14 protein-coding genes are annotated in these 20,532 nt (G+C 47.6%); 11 read left to right on the top strand and 3 right to left on the bottom strand.

All coding sequences use genetic code 11. The features are described 5' to 3' along the window. Positions 1-4: 4 nt before the first annotated feature. Both NFR99_RS08250 and NFR99_RS08245 read right to left on the bottom strand, forming a co-directional pair. Positions 5-1,114, bottom strand: coding sequence for a DUF5105 domain-containing protein (locus tag NFR99_RS08250; RefSeq protein ID WP_251353397.1), 1,110 nt, complete (start codon positions 1,112-1,114; stop codon positions 5-7). A 48-nt stretch (positions 1,115-1,162) separates the two neighbouring features. Next, positions 1,163-1,372 (bottom strand): hypothetical protein, encoded by a 210-nt coding sequence (locus NFR99_RS08245; RefSeq protein WP_135975703.1) that lies wholly within the window; start codon positions 1,370-1,372, stop codon positions 1,163-1,165. Positions 1,373-1,547: 175 nt separating this feature from the next. On the opposite strand from NFR99_RS08245, the gene NFR99_RS08240 reads away from it, so the two are divergent. From NFR99_RS08240 to NFR99_RS08190, 11 genes are all read left to right on the top strand, one after another. Next, positions 1,548-4,742: a ZmpA/ZmpB/ZmpC family metallo-endopeptidase gene (locus NFR99_RS08240; RefSeq protein ID WP_251353396.1), complete on the top strand. Its 3,195-nt coding sequence runs from the start codon at positions 1,548-1,550 to the stop codon at positions 4,740-4,742. 25 nt (positions 4,743-4,767) lie between these two features. Beyond that, complete coding sequence (locus NFR99_RS08235; RefSeq protein WP_120484759.1) at positions 4,768-5,127, top strand: YccF domain-containing protein; 360 nt, start codon at positions 4,768-4,770, stop codon at positions 5,125-5,127. A 262-nt stretch (positions 5,128-5,389) separates the two neighbouring features. Further along, positions 5,390-6,157: an NAD-dependent protein deacylase gene (locus NFR99_RS08230; protein ID WP_120484760.1), complete on the top strand. Its 768-nt coding sequence runs from the start codon at positions 5,390-5,392 to the stop codon at positions 6,155-6,157. A 153-nt stretch (positions 6,158-6,310) separates the two neighbouring features. Next, positions 6,311-7,105 carry a phosphoribosylformimino-5-aminoimidazole carboxamide ribotide isomerase gene (hisA, locus tag NFR99_RS08225; RefSeq protein WP_251353395.1) on the top strand — a complete coding sequence of 265 codons (795 nt, stop codon included), beginning with the start codon at positions 6,311-6,313 and terminating at the stop codon, positions 7,103-7,105. 65 nt (positions 7,106-7,170) lie between these two features. Next, complete coding sequence (gene pth / locus NFR99_RS08220) at positions 7,171-7,746, top strand: aminoacyl-tRNA hydrolase (protein WP_120484780.1); 576 nt, start codon at positions 7,171-7,173, stop codon at positions 7,744-7,746. Further along, positions 7,743-11,261, top strand: a complete 3,519-nt coding sequence (mfd, locus tag NFR99_RS08215; RefSeq protein WP_251353394.1) for a transcription-repair coupling factor — start codon at positions 7,743-7,745, stop codon at positions 11,259-11,261. Before pth ends, mfd begins: the two co-directional genes overlap by 4 nt. Before the next feature lie 122 nt (positions 11,262-11,383). Then, positions 11,384-12,556: a peptidyl-prolyl cis-trans isomerase gene (locus tag NFR99_RS08210; protein WP_135975700.1), complete on the top strand. Its 1,173-nt coding sequence runs from the start codon at positions 11,384-11,386 to the stop codon at positions 12,554-12,556. 102 nt (positions 12,557-12,658) lie between these two features. Next, a complete protein-coding gene (locus tag NFR99_RS08205) occupies positions 12,659-13,501 on the top strand; it encodes a riboflavin kinase (protein WP_120484764.1) in 843 nt (280 codons plus the stop codon). Between the two features lie 61 nt (positions 13,502-13,562). Further along, the gene (locus NFR99_RS08200) at positions 13,563-13,982 is read left to right on the top strand and encodes a DUF3887 domain-containing protein (protein ID WP_158604905.1); all 420 of its coding nucleotides are present in this window, start codon (positions 13,563-13,565) and stop codon (positions 13,980-13,982) included. Positions 13,983-14,118: 136 nt separating this feature from the next. Continuing rightward, complete coding sequence (locus tag NFR99_RS08195; protein ID WP_243126720.1) at positions 14,119-14,484, top strand: TIGR04086 family membrane protein; 366 nt, start codon at positions 14,119-14,121, stop codon at positions 14,482-14,484. Positions 14,485-14,598: 114 nt separating this feature from the next. Continuing rightward, positions 14,599-19,482 carry an alpha-N-acetylglucosaminidase TIM-barrel domain-containing protein gene (locus tag NFR99_RS08190; protein ID WP_251353393.1) on the top strand — a complete coding sequence of 1,628 codons (4,884 nt, stop codon included), beginning with the start codon at positions 14,599-14,601 and terminating at the stop codon, positions 19,480-19,482. 53 nt (positions 19,483-19,535) lie between these two features. On the opposite strand, the gene NFR99_RS08185 is transcribed toward NFR99_RS08190, so the two are convergent. Next, positions 19,536-20,453, bottom strand: a complete 918-nt coding sequence (locus tag NFR99_RS08185) for an AraC family transcriptional regulator (protein WP_135975698.1) — start codon at positions 20,451-20,453, stop codon at positions 19,536-19,538. Positions 20,454-20,532 lie beyond the last annotated feature (79 nt).

Below are 20,532 nucleotides of genomic sequence, written 5' to 3'. Positions count from 1 at the left end.
CGGCTTATTGCGGTGTATTTGATTCGCCGGAAACTGCTGCTGACTGAAAAGCTTCTGCTGCTTTTTTTATGTCTCCCAGCAATGCGTCTGTGAAATCGCCATTTAGCTGCATTTCCCAGGTGGTTCCGTTGTTTGTAAAATGAATTTCTACGGTTTTTGTGCAGGTTTTACGGTTGGTGTTCAGGCACTCGGCGAGCAGAGCCGCGGTTTTGTCGGCGAGTTCTGTGTCAGTAGCGCGTACAGCCTCTGTGGTGGAAGCGTAGTCCAGCAGCTTGTCAAGATATTCATCAAGGACGCTGGCCATATCGAGGCTGGTGATGTCGACCAGCGCGTTCGCTTTGTCGCCAGCCACGGTTACTTCCCTAATATTGTAAGAAAAGCATTTTGAAATTTGGGAGGCAAGAGCCAAGTCAACTTTGTCAGAAAGGGTACTGTAGGTGGAAAACACATCTTTGATCTCCAGATAAGAAATCCATTCTTCAGGAGTCTGTGCTTTCAGCATTTCGCAGACCTTAGCGATAATTTCTTCAGGCGTTACCAGGTAGGGATCGTTCAGACAGGAGATAAATCCCCCTAAAAGCTCATCTTCTAATACTTCGTTACCTTGGATAAGCCATTGTCCGTCTGTTTTTTCCAGGTGAAAATGCACTTCGGTTTTTACAGATTTGTACTGGTTATGGGAGAGGAAGCCGTGCAGAAGTGAAAAATAGGAATCGCCGGAAAGTATGGCGCTGTCTTCTGCGTGTGGAGAACTGCTGCGGACGATTAACTCCAAACAAAGGTCTTTGGCAAGTTCTTTCGTGTCGATATTCTGGATTTCTGCAGTTACCGTGGCAGTGTTATCTGTGACTTTAGAAGACAGAATGCGATAGTCAAAATCCTGGAAAAAAAGCTGCACAGTTTGGGTGGCTTCGCTGCTGACATTTGAAGAAGCGCCGGGACGGAGAATATTTTCACAAGAAATAAAAGTGCGGATAGTATTCTCGTCCAGTTTTTGGAGCTGATTTAGTTCGGACTTTACGAGCTTTACCTGCTCTGAATCTCTGCAGCCTGACAGGAAAAGAACAGAAAAGAAAAAGAAAATGAAAAATTTAGCGATGCGGTATCTGTTCATAAAGCCTCCTTCATGCCGATTCCGCGCAAGGCGGCGGGCATATTGCAATCATTGCATATAATTATACTGTGTTCGTCTATAAAAAGCAAGGGTTTGAGAAAGAGCAGAAACGGCGCGGGTAACAGGAGGGGCTTGCTGACGTAGTTGAAAAGTTAACCAATATGCACCGAGTGGGTGAATCGTCTTAATCGAAATTAAAAAATATGCTTCAGCACCCTGGGCTGAAGCACATTTTTCGTGTTTTCCTGCTCCCGTCAAGTTTGACTTCCTCCGGAGAATCATTCAGTTGCGGCATTTCTAAAATTACAATGAAAGGTTTATGTATTGTAATCCTGCAGAAAAGGATTGTTGACAGATGGAAAATAAAGTATAATGTTTTCAGTGAAGAAGTACACTGTTATTTGTATTAAAGGATATGAGCGTAGGACGGCGGATGAAAAATATAAGAGCAGCAATAATAGTATTTATCATGATGGCGTTAATTGTTCCATCAATGACTTCTTTTGCAGGGAGCTGCGGAGAAACGGTGAGTCGGAATACAACAGCGGCTCTGCAGGCAGTTGATTATGAAAATAGTACGACAATAGGGCAGCTGCTGGCGCCAAGCCGGTATTCCCTGTCGGACAAATTAAATAAGAAAACAGAAATTGCCATACGGGAGGGAAAGAGCCCTGCGGATATTACGGATGAACAAGCCGTGGCGGAATTAAATAAGGACAATGTAAAAGCGATGTCTTTTGAAGAGGCATTTGCAAAGGTGCAGGCAGAAATTGGAGAGATTATTCAGAGAGTGGTTGACAGTACTGCCGGCGCGGAAAGTAAGGGTGTAGATTTTTTTATTAATAAAATACAGCAAAATAGAGAAAAACTGCTGCTGGGGCTTACTTATCTTGAGAGATTGTATAACTTTGATATGGGAGAGCACAATATTAAAGATGTTATCCTTTATGAGCCGGGGACATACGGAGTTCAGACAGATGTTCTGGACTGGCTGATAGAGATTGGAAGCGCCGGCGGCGATAATTTGAAAATTGCCAATAATGTGAATTTATTTGGCCGGGGGAAGTTGTTTTCGAAAGTTACTTCTTCTATGACACTGGAGGCTTTTTTGGAAGAGAACAGAGAAAAATGGATACCGGATACATCGCTGAACGAGTGGTTTTTGCAGGAAAGCCGTGCATATATACTGGAAAAACTATCTGACTGGGACAGCAGGGATGCCGGAATATACAGGAGGCTGTATGATGATACGGTTTCCCGCGCCTATATTTTGCCATTGCTTACTGTATCAGAAGACAGTGTTTACGTTATTGCAAATTCTTTGACGATTACATATGGAATCGTGGATTGTTATATAGACAGGAACTTAAGAGAAACCGATCCGGCACGTTATGGAGAATTACGTGAAAAGTTTCTGCAGCAGATGGAGCAGGGGGCGAAGCAGCAGAAGGCATTTGTTGATTTTTGGCATCGCATTGCAAAACCGGAAAAGAAGGGGCTGCTCGCGTCTAATCGTGTTGTTTTGGACAGTCTTCGGATTGATCCCGATACAGTTATCCAATGGTCGGATAAATTGGGGGAGAATGCTGCCCTGGGCGTGAGGGAATTTTTTACTCCCATGAATTTATATGGTACCTATATGTTTGCAGATGGTGTGGCGGAAGGAGCGCGTATCCGTTACTATGCGTCAAAGGCGCTGACAGAACGGGGGTTTGCAACGTATGCCCATGAGCTGACGCATATCTTTGTTTCCGAGTTGATGCTGAATGGGAATGGTTCGCGGGACGGCATAATGGGAGAAGTTTACACAAGGGGGATGTTCGAGCCTTATGAGACAAATGACCCGCCTGCTTTTAACCTGAATCTGATCTATGACCGCCTGGCGTCCAGCGACCGCTATCATAATGCCCAGCCCGAACGTTTTCAGGATGAGGCCGATCTGCAGAGTTACATGAAAGGCATTCTGGATGTCGTTTATACGCTGGATTATGCAGAAGCAGATGTTATGTTTACAAAAAGTACAGAAGAGAAGAGGAAATGGTTCCATAAACTTGAACAGATCGAGGACCCGGAGGAAAGATATAATCAGGGAGAGGAAGGTTCCAGGCATAATCTGGATTCAGTAAGAGAGTTGACCACAGATGAGGCAGAGGGGCTGAACTCTATCGATGACCTAATCTGTAATAATATTATTGTATCCCGCCATGAGGTAAATGGAACGAAGACAACAGGAAGCATGGCGAGAAATGGTTATTATGTTGTTCCGCTCTTTAGCGCTAATTATGCCGGGGTACAGAATAGCTATGGTGTTAGCGGCGATCTCATGATACGTCGGCAGGCATTTGAACTGCTTGCTGAATATGGATATTACAATGGCATGGTTCCTTATATATCCAATCAGTATAAAGAATCTGCCAAATCGGAACAGGCGATTCTGTCGGATGAATATATCTTGAAGAAGATATTTGGCGGTACTTATGAGACAATGGCTGATTTTAAGAAAGCGATGTTCCAGAGAAGGATTGAAAGAGTCGGCGAATTAAAGCCAGTCACTATTACGTGGAAAAATCAGTCCGTTACGGTTAGTAATTTTGAAGAACTGCGCCTGCTGATGAGGGAGGCGGTAGAGAGTGATTTGATAAATGTTAATGCATTGCCGAGTGGTTCTAATAATATCCGCGCACACGCGACAGAGGTGGAGCGCCTGAAACAGGAAATATTCAAAGCATATTTACTTCAGACACAGGACTTCAAGGAATCTATTTACGGCTCCGGATCGACACCGGACCCGGAACCAGCGCCAGACCCGGAGCCAACACCGGATCCGGAACCAACGCCAGATCCAGGCCCAACGCCAGACCCGGAACCAACGCCGGACCCGGAACCAACGCCAGATCCGGAACCGACGCCGGAGCCGGAACCGACGCCGGAGCCGGCACCGGAGCCGAAGCCAACACCAGATCCAGAGCCGGCACCGAATCCGATAGACAAACCGGGGGATATGGGGTCAGGGCTGCCGGAAAAGCCAGGTGATGACTCCGGAGAGAGAGATGATTCCGGGATTGGCAATGAAACTACGAACTCCGCGCTGCTTCTTTGCAAAGTGTCTTCTGCCAAAACGTCACAGACAATCCGCTGGAATCTGGTGGAATCGGCAGATGGGTATGAAGTGTATGGAGCAAAATATAATGGGAAATATAAACGTCTCCGAACAGTCGGCAAAAAGACAGGCAAGTGGAAACATACAAGATTAAAACGGGGAAGCCAGTACAAATACTATGTCACAGCGTATAAAAATGTTGGTGGGAAACGTGTAATCCTATCCAAGTCCCTGCCGGTCTATAGTATGACAGCGGGAGGAAAATATGGTAATCCTTTAAAAATACGGGTAAAACGTTCAAATGTGAGTGTGAAGCCGGGGAAAAAAGTCCAGCTTCGTGTGAAAGTGACAGGAAAACAGATAAGAAAAGCTGAGAAGAAGGTGCGTTATGTTTCATCCGAGCCGTCTATTGCAGGAGTGTCTAAGAAAGGGGTTATTACCGGGAAAAAAGATGGTACTTGTACGATATACTGTATTGCCCGGAATGGCCTGTCTAAAAAAATAAAGGTAAAAGTGAAGATGAATTAACATTATCGGGCAGGAGGTGCGCAAAATGGGTTGCTTAGGAAATTTGTTGTGGTTTTTGTTTGGCGGTGCACTGAGCGGATTGAGCTGGTGTCTTGCAGGATGCCTCTGGTGCATTACGATTATCGGAATCCCGGTAGGCGTGCAGTGCTTTAAGCTTGCATCGCTTAGTTTCTTCCCGTTTGGAAAGCAGGTTCGCTATGGCGGGGGCGCTGCTTCATTTCTACTGAATATTGTGTGGCTGCTGTTTTCCGGATTGTTTTTGGCATTGGAACATGTGCTGTTTGGCGTGTTACTGTGCATTACGGTTATCGGAATCCCGTTTGGGCTGCAGCAGTTTAAGCTCGCAAAGCTGGCGTTGATGCCTTTTGGGGCGGAGGTATATTAAAAGATTTAGGGCAGCAGTTCAGCCCGGGACTTTGCACTTGCTGCAAAGTCCGTGAAATAGCGTTGCGGTTCAGGGGCATCAAGCCACCACGAAGTGGTTTTGCATGGCTTGATGCCAGGAATAGGAAGCCGAAGGCTGAATTGTTACGATTTAGGCAGTATCAGGCATTTACAGTCTGGATATGCGCGGAGAAGTATGGTACAATGTCAGCTATGAATGAAATACTTGGGGCGGTATGTTTACCCAGGGACAGGGGGGCCGGATGATGAAAGAAAAGATTGACCTCCTGATTCGCTGTATGAATGAATCGAAGAAAACCGTATTCTTTGGCGGGGCGGGAGTATCGACGGAAAGCGGTATTCCCGATTTCAGGAGTAAGGATGGGCTGTACAACCAGCATGACGTGCAGTTTGACAAGTATTCGCCGGAGTATCTGTTAAGCTCCGGCTGCCTGTATGACAGGCCGGAAGTATTTTATGAATTTTACAATCAAAAGCTGGACACAAGGGGCATAAAGCCGAATATTACCCACAAAATGCTGGCAAGGCTGGAGGCGGCAGGAAAGCTTTCTTCAGTAATTACCCAGAATATTGACGGGCTGCACCAGATGGCAGGCAGCAGGCGCGTGATTGAGCTTCACGGGACGACGCAGAGGAATTATTGTGTTCACTGCCACAGGGAATATGGCGGTGATTTTATTTTCCAGTCAGAGAACTCCATTCCGGAATGTCCGGCGTGCGGCCATATGGTGCGGCCGGACGTGACTCTTTACGGAGAGCAGCTTCCGGGGAATGCAGTCAGGGAAGCGGAAGAAGAACTTCGGGAGGCAGACATGCTGATGATCGGCGGAACCTCGCTGACGGTATATCCTGCGGCGTACTATATTCATGAGTTCAGAGGAAACCATCTGGTAGTGATTAACAGGGATCAGCTTCAGGTGAAGTTAAATCCTGCTTCGGATATTTCTTTTGCGTGCTCTCTGGGAGAGGTGTTTTCTGAGCTGGAGAGAAGATTTTTGGAGATTCAGTAAAAGAAGCAAGGCAGCAGTTCTGGCACTGCGTACCGAAGGTTCCCGGGCAAAGATTTTCAGGAATCTGCACAGGAACTTTCGGCACGGAATGCCGGCTTTTTGTGGTTTTAAGAGAAAGGAAAGTTACTATTTGCAGTAAGAAAGGGATAACAGATGAGATTTCGTCCATGCATTGATATTCACAATGGAAAAGTAAAACAGATTGTCGGAGGTTCTCTGGCCGATTCCGGAGATTTGGCGGCGGAAAATTTTGTGTCCGTTCAGGACGCTCCTTATTATGCCAGGCTTTACCGAAGGGAAGGAGTTCAAGGAGGACATGTTATCTTGCTGAACCCGGCTTCGTCTCCTTATTATGAGGCAACGCGGGCGCAGGCTTTGGCGGCGCTGCGGGCGTATCCGGGGGGACTGCAGGCCGGCGGCGGTATTCATGACGGAAATGCGTCAGACTACCTGGATGCGGGAGCTTCCCATGTGATTGTTACGAGTTTTGTGTTTAAAGATGGCTGTCTGAATTATACGAATCTGGATAAGATAAGAAGCGCTGTAGGAAAGGAACGCCTGGTACTGGATTTGAGCTGCCGGAAGCGAGGGGAGGAGTACTTTATCGTTACCGACCGTTGGCAGAAGTTTACGGAGACGGTGTTGAATGAGTGGACGTTGGAGACGTTAGCCTGTTATTGTGATGAGTTTCTCGTTCATGCCGTGGATGTGGAGGGAAAGGCAAATGGCATCGAAGAAGAACTGGTGCGGATGCTGGGAAACTGGCAGGGGATTCCCGTGACTTACGCGGGAGGCGTAGGCAGTTTTGAGGATTTGGAGAAGCTGAAGACGCTGGGGAAGGATGCGGTGGATGTAACAGTGGGGAGCGCTCTGGATATTTTTGGAGGGGAGATGCCGTACCGGAAAGTATTGGAAGTTTGCCGTATGGATATGGAGCAGGGGAGGTAAGCCTGAGAGTGAAAATTTTCAAATTTATCGGCATGGCGAGCCAAATGCGTCAGAAAGGGGAACGTATGTATATTATCGTAGGGCTCGGGAATCCGGGCAAACAGTATGCCCATACCCGTCATAATGTGGGGTTTGACACGATTGATGTGCTGGCAGAGCGTTATGGAATCAGTGTGGATGCGAAAAAGCATAAGGCATTGTATGGAAAAGGGATTGTAGAGGGGAACCGGGTAGTTCTGGCGAAACCCCAGACGTTTATGAATTTAAGTGGTGAGAGTGTAAGAGAGCTCATAGACTTCTATAAGATAGACGAAACAGAAGAATTGATTGTAATTTATGATGATATCAGCCTGGAACCGGGACAGCTCAGGCTGCGGGCGAAAGGGAGCGCAGGCGGACACAATGGAATTAAAAATATTATCGCCCATCTGGGAGGCCAGGCGTTTAAGCGGGTAAAGGTGGGAGTGGGAGAAAAGCCGAAGGGCTATGATTTAGCTGATTATGTGCTGAGCCGTTTTTCGAAAGCAGAGAGAGAGAAGGTAGATGTTTCTTTAGAGCGGGCGGCAGACGCCGTGGTTAAAATTCTCACGGACAATATGGAGGCGGCAATGAATGAATATAATAAGAAGGTAGAAGGATGAGAGCTTTTACAGAGCCATTGGAAAAATTGAGCGAATTTCCGCAAATCAAAGCATCGCTGAAAAAAAGAGGTATCGTGCAGGTGGCAGGGTGTATTGACGCCCAGAAACCGCATTTCATATATACGGCAGGAGAAGATTTTCCCTGTAAGATTGTATTGACTTACAGCGAATCCCGCGCAAAGGAAATCTATGAGAACTGTCGCTTTTTTGACAGGAAAGCGCTGCTGTATCCGGCCAGGGACTTGATTTTTTATAGCGCGGATATTCACAGTAACCTGATTGTCCGGCAGAGGCTGGCGGCGGTTAAAGCATTGGTCGAGGAAGAGCAGGTAACGATTATCACCACTATGGGCGGCTGTATGGATCATCTAATGCCGCTGGAAGAGCTGAAAAAAAACATTTTATCTATCAAAAATGACAGCATGTTAGAAGTGGACGCGATCAAACAGAAGCTGACAGCGATGGGATATGAGAATACGCCGCAGGTGGAAAGCGCAGGGCAGTTTGCGGCACGGGGAGGCATTCTGGATATTTTTCCACTGACGGAGGAGAATCCCGTGCGTATTGAGCTATGGGGGGACGAGGTGGATTCCATTCGAAGCTTTGATGTGGAGAGTCAGCGTTCCATAGAAAATCTGGAGTGTATTACAATCTATCCTGCAAGAGAGGTGATAGCGGATCAGGAGCGCATCCAAAAGGCTGTGAAGCGGATGGAAAGAGATGTGAAGAAGCCCTATGAGCAGATGCGCCAGGAAATGCGGACAGAGGAGGCGCACCGTCTGAAAATGCTGCTGGAAGAGACAAAGGAGCGGCTGACAGAGCTTTCATGGGAGGCAGGGATGGATGCGCTGGTGGATTATCTCTATGAGAAAACAGAGAGCCTGATAGAATACTGTAAAGGGAGGGAGCCCCTGTTTGTACTGGATGAGCCCCACCGTCTCATGGAAGAGGGAAACGCCATTGAGATGGAGTTCAGGGAGAGTATGGAAAGCCGTTTGGAGAAAGGGTATGCGCTTCCGAAGCAGACAGGCGTGTTAAATACGTGCCAGGACACAATCGGGCGGCTGAACCGGCAGCACTGCCTGGGGCTGTGTACGTTGGATTCTCCGCGGCAGCCCTGGAAGGTGACGGCTGGGTTCAGCCTGGACGTGAGGGCCGTGAATCCATATAATAATAGTTTTGAAATGCTTGTCCGGGATTTGCAGAGATGGAAGAAAAACGGATATCAGGTGATACTGCTTTCCGGTTCGAGAAGCCGTGCGGAGCGTTTGGCGGCAGACCTGCGCGATGCAGAACTGAACAGTTTTTATACGGAAAATCTGGACAGGGAAGTGGCGCCGGGAGAGATTTTAGTAAGCTATGGAAAATTGAATAGGGGATACGAGTATCCGCTGATTAAATTTGTGGTAATATCCGAGAGCGATATTTTCGGGCAGGAAAAGAAGAAAAAAAAGAAGCGCAAAACCTATGAGGGAAAGAAAATCCAGAGCTTTTCCGAGCTGTCCGTGGGCGATTATGTGGTTCATGAAAATCATGGGCTGGGCGTCTACCGGGGAATTGAGAAAGTGGAGGTAGACCGTGTAGCCAAAGATTATATGAAAATCGAGTATGCGGGGGGAGGCAAGCTCTATGTGCTGGCTACGCAGATGGATGTTATTCAGAAATATGCGGATAAGGATGCCGGGCAGCCAAAGCTTAATACGCTGGGAGGACCGGAGTGGAGAAAGACCAAGACGAAAGTGCGGGGCGCTGTCAAAGATATTGCGAAAGATCTGGTAAAGCTTTACGCGGCGCGCCAGGAGCAGCAGGGGTTTGAGTACGGACCGGATACCGTCTGGCAGAGAGAGTTTGAGGAGACATTTCCTTTTGAAGAGACGGCAGATCAGCTTTTGGCGATTGAAGCGGTAAAAAAGGATATGGAAAGCCGGAAAATCATGGATCGCCTGGTCTGCGGCGATGTAGGATACGGGAAAACGGAAATTGCTATACGGGCAGCATTTAAAGCGGTGCAGGAGAGCAAGCAGGTGGTATATCTGGTGCCGACGACAATTCTGGCGCAGCAGCATTATAACACGTTTGCACAGCGGATGAAGGATTTTCCGGTTCGGGTGGACCTGCTCTGCCGTTTCCGCACTCAGGCACAGCAAAGACAGACGCTGGCGGATTTAAAGAAGGGACTGGTGGATATTATTATCGGAACTCACAGAGTCCTTTCTTCCGATGTGGAATTTAAGAATCTGGGGCTGCTCGTGATTGACGAAGAACAGCGGTTTGGGGTTACGCATAAGGAAAAGATAAAGAAGCTGAAAGAAAATGTGGATGTGCTCACGCTGACGGCCACGCCCATTCCGAGAACGCTCCATATGAGTCTGATAGGAATTCGCGATATGAGCGTGTTGGAAGAAGCGCCTATGGAAAGGATGCCGATTCAGACCTATGTGATGGAGTACAATGAGGAGATGGTGCGGGAAGCTATTAGCAGAGAATTGGCGCGGGGCGGACAGGTATATTATGTGTACAATCGGGTAAACACCATTGTGGAAATGACGAATGCAGTTTCAAAGATGGTTCCGGAAGCGAACGTGGCATTTGCACATGGGCAGATGAAAGAGCGTGAACTGGAAAAAATCATGTATGAGTTTATTAATGGAGAAATTGACGTACTGGTTTCTACGACGATTATTGAGACAGGGCTGGATATTTCGAATGTCAATACGATGATTATCCATGACGCGGACAATATGGGCTTGTCTCAGCTCTATCAGCTCCGGGGACGTGTGGGGCGTTCGAACCGGACGGCTTATGCGTTCATGATGTACCGGAGAAATAAGATGCTGAAAGAGGTAGCGGAGAAAAGGCTCCACGCTATCCGGGAATTTACGGAGTTGGGGAGCGGCTTTAAGATAGCCATGCGGGATTTGGAAATTCGGGGAGCCGGAAACCTGCTGGGAGCCCAGCAGCACGGGCACATGGAGGCGGTGGGATATGACCTTTACTGTAAGATGCTCCACGAAGCTGTGAAGGAAGAAAAGGGCGAACGGACGCCGGAGGAAGAATATGAGACTTCCATAGACATTGATATCGATGCGTTTATTCCGGAACGGTACATTAAGAATGAGGGGCAGAAGCTTGATATTTACAAACGGATTGCCGCGATTGAAAACGAAGAAGAGTATGACGATATGCTGGAAGAGTTGGTAGATCGTTTCGGAGAGCCTCCGAAATCTGTACAGAATCTTCTGGCGGTAGCCAATTTAAAAGCTCTGGCTCACAGCGCTTGGGTAACAGAAGTGGCGCAGAGGGGAAATGAGATTAAGTTTACCATGTTTGAGCGGGCGCAGGCGGATCCCAAGAAAATCGAGCTGCTGGTAAAGCAGTATAGGGGACGGTTGGCGTTCGTGATGAATACGCCGCCGTATTTCCGCTTATCGAAGCCGAGGCGGGGGATGCGGGACAATGAGGATGTACTCGTGACAGTCAAAGAAGTTCTGGAGGAAATTAAGCTGCTGAAATAGGGTATCCTTGTGAAAAATGTGTTAATTTGAGAAAAAATATTGCGGGAAAACCGGAAAGGGATTATACTAAAGGAAGTGTTTCGAAGAAGGACAACGAATCAATTTTTAGGAGGAAACTTATCATGAGTAAGATAGGGAAGAAGCTGCTGGCAGCAGGGCTGTGCCTGGGATTGGCGGTTGGGACAGTGACAGGATGCAGCGCAGACAATGCGGGAAAGGCAGTCGCTACTTTAGATGGAGAGAAGATTGACTATGCGCTGGTAAACTTTATGGTGCGTTATAACCAGGCAGGGATGCAGAGTATGTACGGCAGCATGTTCGGTGAGGATATGTGGTCGAGCTATGGCCCTACGGTGAAGAGCAATATCATAGAGAATGTGGAACAGATGCTGATTCTGGAAAAGCATATGGACGAGTATAGCGTAGAGCTTACGGATGACGACAAAGCGAAGATTACCGAAGCCGCTGCAAAGTTCATGGAGAGCAATGAGAAAGATGTGTTGAAAGCAATGACAGCATCCCAGGAGACAGTGGAGCGTATGCTGACCCTGACTCTGATTCAGAATAAGATGCAGGCGGCAATTATTAAGGATGTAGACACAGAGGTGTCCGATGAGGAAGCGGCACAGAAGACAGTGAAGTATGTGATGTTCAGCACAGCGGATACTACGGATGCCGATGGAAATACAACGTCCATGACAGAAGAAGAGAAAGCAGCACAGAAAGAAAAGGCACAGCAGGTTCTGGATGCAGTAAAGGGCGGCACGGATATGGATGAGGCAGTAAAGGCGATTGATGAGAATATGTCGGCTACTACAACATCCTACGGAACAGACAACGGCAGCATTGATGAGAAAGTAAAGACAGCTGTGGACAGTCTTTCAGACGGCGAATTTGCGGACAGCGTGATTGAAGCGGATAATGGGTATTATGTAGCGCAGATGCAGTCTACGTTTGACAGAGAAGCGACAGACAGCCAGAAGGAGACGATCGTATCCCAGCGGAAATCAGACAAGTTCAATGAAGTGTATGACGCGTGGAAAGAAGCGGCAGAGTTTACCCAGGATGATAAACTGCTGGATGAAATTACATTTACAGACACTTTTGAAATAAAGAGTACAGAAACGGAAGCAGCGTCAGGAGAGACGGCTGCAGATACAGGAAGCGAGGGAACGGAGGGGGCGTCTGAGACGGAAACAGTTTCAGGAACAGAAGCGTCATCCGAGACAGAGACAGTTTCCGAAACAGAGGCGGTATCTGAGACAGCTGCGGAAAGCGAGACGGCCGCAGAGTAAGGCATATCAGGAGATAGCAGGAACAATTTATAATTTCGCGTAGCTGGGGCTGCTGTGTAACGACAGCAGCCCCTTGCAGATATACAGGGCAGTGAGGCGGATATGAAGCATATTGACAAGATAGAAAAAATGAGACATACTTGTGTGGCATTTGGCAGCTTTGACGGTATTCATCTGGGACATCAGGCGGTTGTTCGAAGATTGGTGGAAGAGAGCCGGAAAACAGGGAGACAGTCGGTAGTAGTGAGCTGTTTTCAGGCAGAAGATGTGCTTACCACCGAACTGGAAAAGGCCTGGCTTTTGGAGAAGATGGGAGTGGATGTTCTGGTCTCTCTGCCTGTGGAGCTGTCCCGGCAGGAAGGATTTATACCCCAAATTCTTATAGAAGAGCTGGGAGCGGAACAGTTTGTAATTGGAAAAGAATGTCCGGACAGGAAGAGGCTTGAAACGTGGGAGAAAAAGCTGACAGCAGCAGATATGGTGTGTACAGAGGGAAAATCTGTGACAGCGGCAGACGTGGCAAAATGCCTGGACAGGGGCGATATGGAGGGAGTGGCGGCATTATGCGGCCATCCGTATATCATGTTGGGAAAAGTAGTTCATGGCAAAGCGCTGGGGCGCACCGTAGGGATGCCGACGGCAAATCTGAAGATATACGGCAGCAAGCGCAAGCCGCCTAATGGGGTCTATGCTACATGCACAGAAGTGGAGAGCAGGAGGTATCCGGGAGTGACCAATGTAGGTACGCGGCCTTCGGTGGATGATTCTTCAGATATCACGATAGAAACGATGCTGGCAGATTTTGACCAAAATATTTATGGGGAAAAAGTCATGACAGAGTTTCATTCTTTTATTCGGGGTATCCGGAAATTTGACGGAATTGAGGCAGTGTGGCGGCAGGTGCAGAAAGATTTGAAACAGGTAAAAGAGATGCTGCTGAAATAGTGAAAGCAAAGGGAGTTTATGTATTATGCCGGCGGCACACGCCGCAGAAAGAGAGGGAAAAATGAAAAAAACGATAGGAACAATCATAGTTCTGGCGCTGCTGGGGATCGTGTGTCTGACGGGATGCAGCCAGAAAGAGAAACTTCCGGATTCCTTTGAGGAAACGGCGGTAAGAGAAGAAGCGGAAAAAGTAGTCAGCATGTTTAACGAAAAGGATTATCAGGGAATCATTGATATGGGAGACGCCAGCCTGAAAGAAAAGAATACGGTGGAACAGTTTACAGAAAGCTGTGACCCGCTGCTGAAAGAGAACGGCGCTTTTAAAGAGCTGGGGGATGTAGATATCGTGGGCACGGTAGATAAAGCAGCAGGAACGAAATATGGAGGGGCTATCATAGAAGGAATCTACGAAAACGGAGAGATTGTATTCAGCATTGCTTTTAATGAAAAAATGGAGCTGGTACAGTTTTTGATACGTTAAAGAAGAAAGCCGCAGCGGGAGAGAAATGGGCTTCCTGCTGCGGCTTTCCTGATGAAACAGAAGGACGGGGAGAATAACTATACGGGGGCCGGCATATATTTTTCCAAGGGACAAATCTTGAATGGGAGAAGCTGCTATGAATGTAAGTATGAAAAAAATGTCGGCTATATTGAAGTCACTGGTGGTATCCTACATAATCACAATTGCGATGCTGCTGGTTTTAACGTTCCTTCTGTTCCAGTTCGAGCTGGATGAAGGGAAGGTATCGGTGGGGATTATTCTCGTCTACCTTCTGTCCTGCTTTATCGGGGGATTTTTTGCAGGGAAGAAATGCGGCAGCAGGAAATTTTTGTGGGGGCTTGCGGTAGGAGGAATTTATTTTACACTCCTGCTTGTCTTGTCCCTGGCGGTGAAGCACGGGATTTCAGCGCAGCCTGTACAGATGCTGACGACACTGATGCTCTGTGCCGGAGGGGGGATGCTGGGGGGAATGCTTTCGTAAGGAAAAACTAATCTATTGAATATTTGACTCCCGTCTGCTATACTGAAATTAGTGTTAAAGGATGTATTTCCGAGGGTTTTGGGCACGAATATTGAAGGAAGCAAGGGGGTAACTATGAGACAAGAACTATGGAAACGGGCGGTGGGTATTCTGACGGCATGCCTGATGATATTTACGGCAGTTCCGGTGACAGCGCTGGCGGATGGAGAAGCGGCGGGCGCGCTGGAAAATATCGCGGCAGACTGCGAGATTACTGTGCCAAGTGAACAGAACGGAAAGCCGGCATCCAATATGGTAGATGGGAGTACGGATACCATGTGGATAAACGATGGAGCCAAGTGGCCATGTACGATTGAATTTGCATTGCCGGCGGCAAATACGAAGTGCGTGAAAAAGGTCGTGTTGAAATTTGAGAGCCATTCGAACCGCAGCATGGATGTAAAGATGAAATATGCGCTAAATGGAGTCGTTAGTGATTTGGCAGATGTGCCGGGGTCAGAAAAGACGGCAACGTTAAGCGAGGGATATGAGTTTGTATTTGATGTACCTCAGGCAATGTCCCATTTGTATGTGACGCTTGACAGGCCGCTTACAGACGGCGCGGCAGGTCAGTTCTGGCCGGCAGTTACAGAGGCAGAAATTTATATTGACCAGGATGCGGAAGAAGTTGTAGAGCTGGAAAATATTGCAGTGAGCAGAGGAGAAGTTTCCCTGGAAGCGAGTGTGAATGCGTCGGCAGAAAAGAAAAATGCGGCAGACGGGAAGTTTGATACATATGCTGCTCTGCATACGAAGAATTTCAGTGTGATTGAGACAGAAAACGGGACGCTGCCTTTTGTGGAAGTGAAACTGGATGTAGACCAGAAAATCCGCCAGTTTGTCCTTGCCATGAAAGAAGATACTTCCGGCGCTGTATACGGTTATACGATTTTGGGAAAGAAACGCCGGAGTTCTGAATATGCACAGATAGCTTCAGGTACGATTGGAACGCAGGCAGGAAGCAGCCGGAAGGAGATTACGGTAAGCGAGCTGGAGGGAATAAACGCGAAAGAAGTGGAGTACCACATGCTGAAAGCAGTCTTTACGGCAGAGAATGCTGCGGCAAAGAACAGCATTCCGCAGCTTGCAGAGTTTCAGCTCCTTGCTAATAAGGCGGCGCTTGCAGAAGGGGATATAGAAAATATTGCCTGGGGCAGTGAAGACCTCCATGCAAATTATGACCAGGATACCGTAGGCAGGATTGTGGACGGAAATACAGAAAATACCTGGAGTGCGAAGCAGTACCCCGCTTATGTGGACATCGGGCTGGGCGGTGAATACAGCCTGTCTGAAATTGAGATTTATATGCCGTCAAACGGATATTCTCAGTATTCCCTGTATTACAGCAATGATGGACAAAATTATTCCAAGCTGGCGGAAAAGACAAGCAAAGAACCTTGCCCGGAAGAAGGGGAAATCTATCAGGCAGACGGCGTGAAGGCAAGCAGTGTGCGCGTACTTTTAGAATACAATTCTGTAGGTGCGAAGGCTGTTTTAAACGAGGTGCGCATAAAAGGGGAAAAGGCAGGGGAAGCTCACGCGGCAGAGTTTACCCCGCCGGAATCGTGGGAAGAATCTGCGTACAATCAGCCGATAACCGTGCAGGACACGATTGACGAAGTAAGAGGAATCATCCGTCGAAATATTGGTGAAGCCTATGTGGACTGGTTTACGTTTGAAGTAGGTGAACCGGGGGCATATGACTATTATGATATTGAAGATGCCGGGGACGGTAAGGTTAAGATTACCGGGAATGACGGCGTTTCTCTGGCCAGCGGGCTGAACCATTATCTGAAATATTACTGCAATGTGATGATTAGCCAGGTGGGGAATCAGGTTAAAATGCCGGAAGCAGTTGTTCCGGTGGGAGAGAAAGTACACAAGGAATGTAAAGTTCCGGCACGTTATGCGTATAACTACTGTACGATGTCTTATTCTATGCCGTTCTGGGGCGAAAATGAATGGCGGAAAGAACTTGACTGGCTGGCGCTGAACGGAGTGAACCTGGTTCTGGATGTGACCGCGCAGGAGGAAGTATGGCGTCAGTTCCTGGGAAGGCTGGGTTACACCCATCAGGAGGCAAAAGACTATATTGCCGGCCCGGCGTATTATGCATGGGCATATATGGCGAACCTTACGGGATTTGGCGGTCCGGTACATGATTCCTGGTTTGGCGAGAGGACAGAGCTTGCCAGAAAGAACCATCTGATCATGAGAAAGCTGGGAATGCAGCCGGTACTGCAGGGATACAGCGGAATGGTTCCGGTAGATATCAAAAACGTAGCGTCAGGCGAATATGCGCTTGGAGATAATGACGTCATTACACAGGGAGGCTGGTGTTCGTTCCAGCGTCCGTATATGCTGCGCACGACGAACGATGCATATGATAAGTATGCCGCATTGTTCTATGAGTGCCAGAAAAATGTGTTTGGGGATATATCGGATTACTACGCGACAGACCCGTTCCATGAGGGAGGAAACACAGGATATATGGACGTCTCTGCTATGAGCCGGAAAGTATTAGCATCCATGATGGAGTATAACCCGGATGCAGTATGGGTCATCCAGTCCTGGCAGGGAAATCCAACCAATGGGCTTTTGAACGGATTGGAAGAAAACAGGGAGCACGCGCTGGTGCTTGACTTGTATGCAGAGAAGACGCCGCACTGGAATGAAACGAACCCCGGCTCTTATGGAGGCGGAAATTTTGGAGGCACTCCTTTTGTATATTGCATGCTGAATAATTTTGGCGGACGTATGGGGCTGCATGGACATATGGATAATATTGTGAAAGGTGTCGCAGATGCGATGAACAATTCCGGCTATATGGAGGGCCTGGGAATTGCTCCGGAGGGTTCACAGAATAATCCGGTTCTCTATGACCTTCTGTTTGAGACGGTATGGTGCAATGATGCAAGCCAGCCGCTGGAGAAAATCAATACGGCAGATTGGCTGAAAAAATATGTACGCCGCCGTTATGGTGCGGAAAGCGAGAATGCATATCAGGCTATGCTGATTTTGGAGAACACAGTATATAAGGCAAGTCTGAACAACCTTGGACAGGGCGCTCCGGAATCTTATATTAATGCCCGTCCGGCAACCGGAATCAATGCAGCGTCTACCTGGGGCAACGCGGTAATTAGCTATGATATGGCAGAACTTGAGCGGGCGGCCAGGCTGCTTCTGGAGGATTATGATACACTGAAAGACAGCGACGGGTATCGGTATGATCTGGCAGATATTCTGAAGCAGGTTCTTTCCAATAAATCTCAGGGAATCCATCGGCAGATGGTGAATGCGTTGGAAGCAAGGAATTTGGAACAGTTTACTGAAAAATCAAATGAATTCCTTGCGCTTATTGACAAGGTGGATAAAGTACTCAGTTCAAGGAAAGAGTTCCTGCTTGGTACTTGGGTAGAAAGCGCAAAAGCGCTGGCGGAAAATGCGGATGATTTCACAGAGGATTTGTATGAATTTAATGCAAAGGCGTTGATAACTACCTGGGGCGGATACCCGCAGGCAGAGTCAGGAGGATTGAAGGATTATTCAAACCGCCAGTGGGCTGGACTGACCAGGGATTTCTATAAACAGCGCTGGAGTATGTGGATAGAGAAGCAGAAAGCTGAACTTGCGGGAAACAGCGCTGCTAATATCAACTGGTTTGAATTTGAATGGGCGTGGGCAAGAGCTAACACGATTTACAGGACAGAAGCATCAGGCGCAGATTTGTGGGCGCTTGGCATGGATGTCTTGCGGGAGCCGGTAACGAATCCGCCTGTTGGTGTAGAAGCAGCCAGGGAAGAACTCCTGGATATCCTGAGCACGGAAGGCAGTAAGGGTGAGAATGCCTATAGTGCAGAAAGCTGGGCGCCTTATGCAGAGGCTATTCAGGAGGTGCGGGCGGCTCTGAAAAAAGACGGAGTTACCGCAGAAGAGCTCCAGGCGGCAAAGAATAAGCTGACACAGGCATCCGCGGGGCTGGTATCTGTGGTAGTCGCGTCAAAAACGGAACTTACAAACTATACGGAGACGCTGAAAGAGAAGGAAGAGGAAATATATACGCCGGAGAGCTGGAAAGCTTATCAGACAGCGCTTGCGAAAGTAGAGGAGGTTTTGGCGAATCCGGATGCGGACAGGGATATGGTCTTTGCTGCGAAGGCAAGGCTGGAACGCGCAGTGCAGAATTTGGCTCTTGCACCTTTATTTTCTGAAAAAGCCGGACTTGAGAGTTATATAGATACGCTGGCAGGAAAAGCAGAGAAGGATTATACGCCAGAGAGCTGGAAAGTATATGCGGCTGCATTGGAGGAGGCGAAAAGGGTTTTGGCTGACGAAGGCGCTGATTTGGAAACCGTTATAGAGGCAAGGAGAAAGCTGGAGGAAGCGGCAGGCGGATTGAGAAAGCCGGAAGTAAAACCTGATCCTGCGCCGGGACCGAATCCGGAACCGAATCCGGAACCGAATCCGGGGCCGAGTCCTTCACCGGGAGATCCGAAACCGCCTGTAGGCGATACGCTTCCAAAGGCAGGTACTATTTATAAGACCAAGACACTGGAATATAAGGTTACGGCATCTTCTGATAAAGTGAAAACGGTATCTGTCCAGAATCTTAAGAATAGTAAAGCAAAGGCAATCACTGTCCCGGCAACGATAAAGATAGGAAAATATACCTATAAAGTTACAGAAATCGCACCGAAAGCTTTCAGGAAGAAAGTGAAACTTGCATCAGTTACTATCGGAACAAATGTCCGGAAAATAGGAAAAAATGCATTCGAAGGCTGCAAGAAGCTGAAAAAAGTAACCATAAAGTCTAAAGTGTTAAAGAGTGTTGGGAAACAGGCATTAAAAGGCATATACAAGAAAGCGAAGGTTTCCGTACCAAAGAAGCAGTACAAGGCATATGTGAAATTATTTAAGAAAGCGAAAACAGCAAAGAGTGTAAAAATTGTAAAGAAATAAAGGAAGTGGGCTGCCGCATGATTGCGGCGGCCCACTTTTTGGAAATAGGAAAATTAAATATCAGGAGATTCTTCAGACATTTCATGCAGAAGGAGCTTGCGGTACTGGTTTGGGGGCAGACCGATAATGCTGCGGAAAAGTTTGGAGAAATGCTGGGAATCTTTCAGTCCTATCAGTGCAGCGATATTGGTCAATGTCAGTCCTGCGTCCGGCATCAGCTCAATTGCCTGGTTAATCCGGTAGAGATTAATATAGTTCAGGATGGTAAGATTCATATGCTGGAAGAATACTTTGCTTAAATAGCGGGAAGAGATGTTCAGGTGTTCAGCGATATCCTGGATTAAGATTTTTCCGGAAAAATTTTCATGAATATAGGAGAGTGCGTAGGATACATACCGTATGTGTTCCGGTGTATGCGCGCTGCTGCCTGTTATTAGGGACATATCAGGGCGAATCAGCATAATCATATGGAGAATCAGCTCCGCGATATGCAGGTTTGCCATGGCGGCAGAAAATACGCCTCCGGAAGCCGTTTCATCTATGATGCGTGAAACAAGTGAAGCAGTCGTCTCGTCTGCGACCAGATGGATATAGCTGCCGCACGATACAACCAATGCAGTTAAAAGATCAAGAGGACAAGGTTCTGCCTGATTCAGATACCACTGGGAAAAAAGATCAGGATTGAAATGAATGTGGCGGAATGTGCATACATCCTCTGTTTCCAGATAAAAGGAATGAACTGTATTTGGGGGAATCATGATAAAATCCCCGGCCTTACAGAGGATTTTCCAGGCATTAATGTCCATGGAACAGCAGCCGGAGCTTATCAGATAAATCTCAATAGAGCGATGTATATGTCTGGAAAAACTGTAGCGGTGCTCACGGAGCTGATCTTTGGCGCTGATGACCGTCTGAGTGGCGAGAAAGACTTCGCTTTGGCCTGGACGGTATTCTGAATATGAATCTCCCATTGTAAAAGCTCTCCTTTCATGGGTAAAGCAATAGTTCCGTATTATACAAAAATTACGATAAAGTGGACGGTATTTAACA

Origin of the sequence: Hominisplanchenecus murintestinalis (assembly GCF_943193015.1) — a bacterium.
GTDB lineage: Bacteria > Bacillota > Clostridia > Lachnospirales > Lachnospiraceae > Hominisplanchenecus_A > Hominisplanchenecus_A murintestinalis.
Note: the sequence above shows the minus strand (reverse complement) of the source record. Positions and strands in the feature narration are given on the sequence as shown.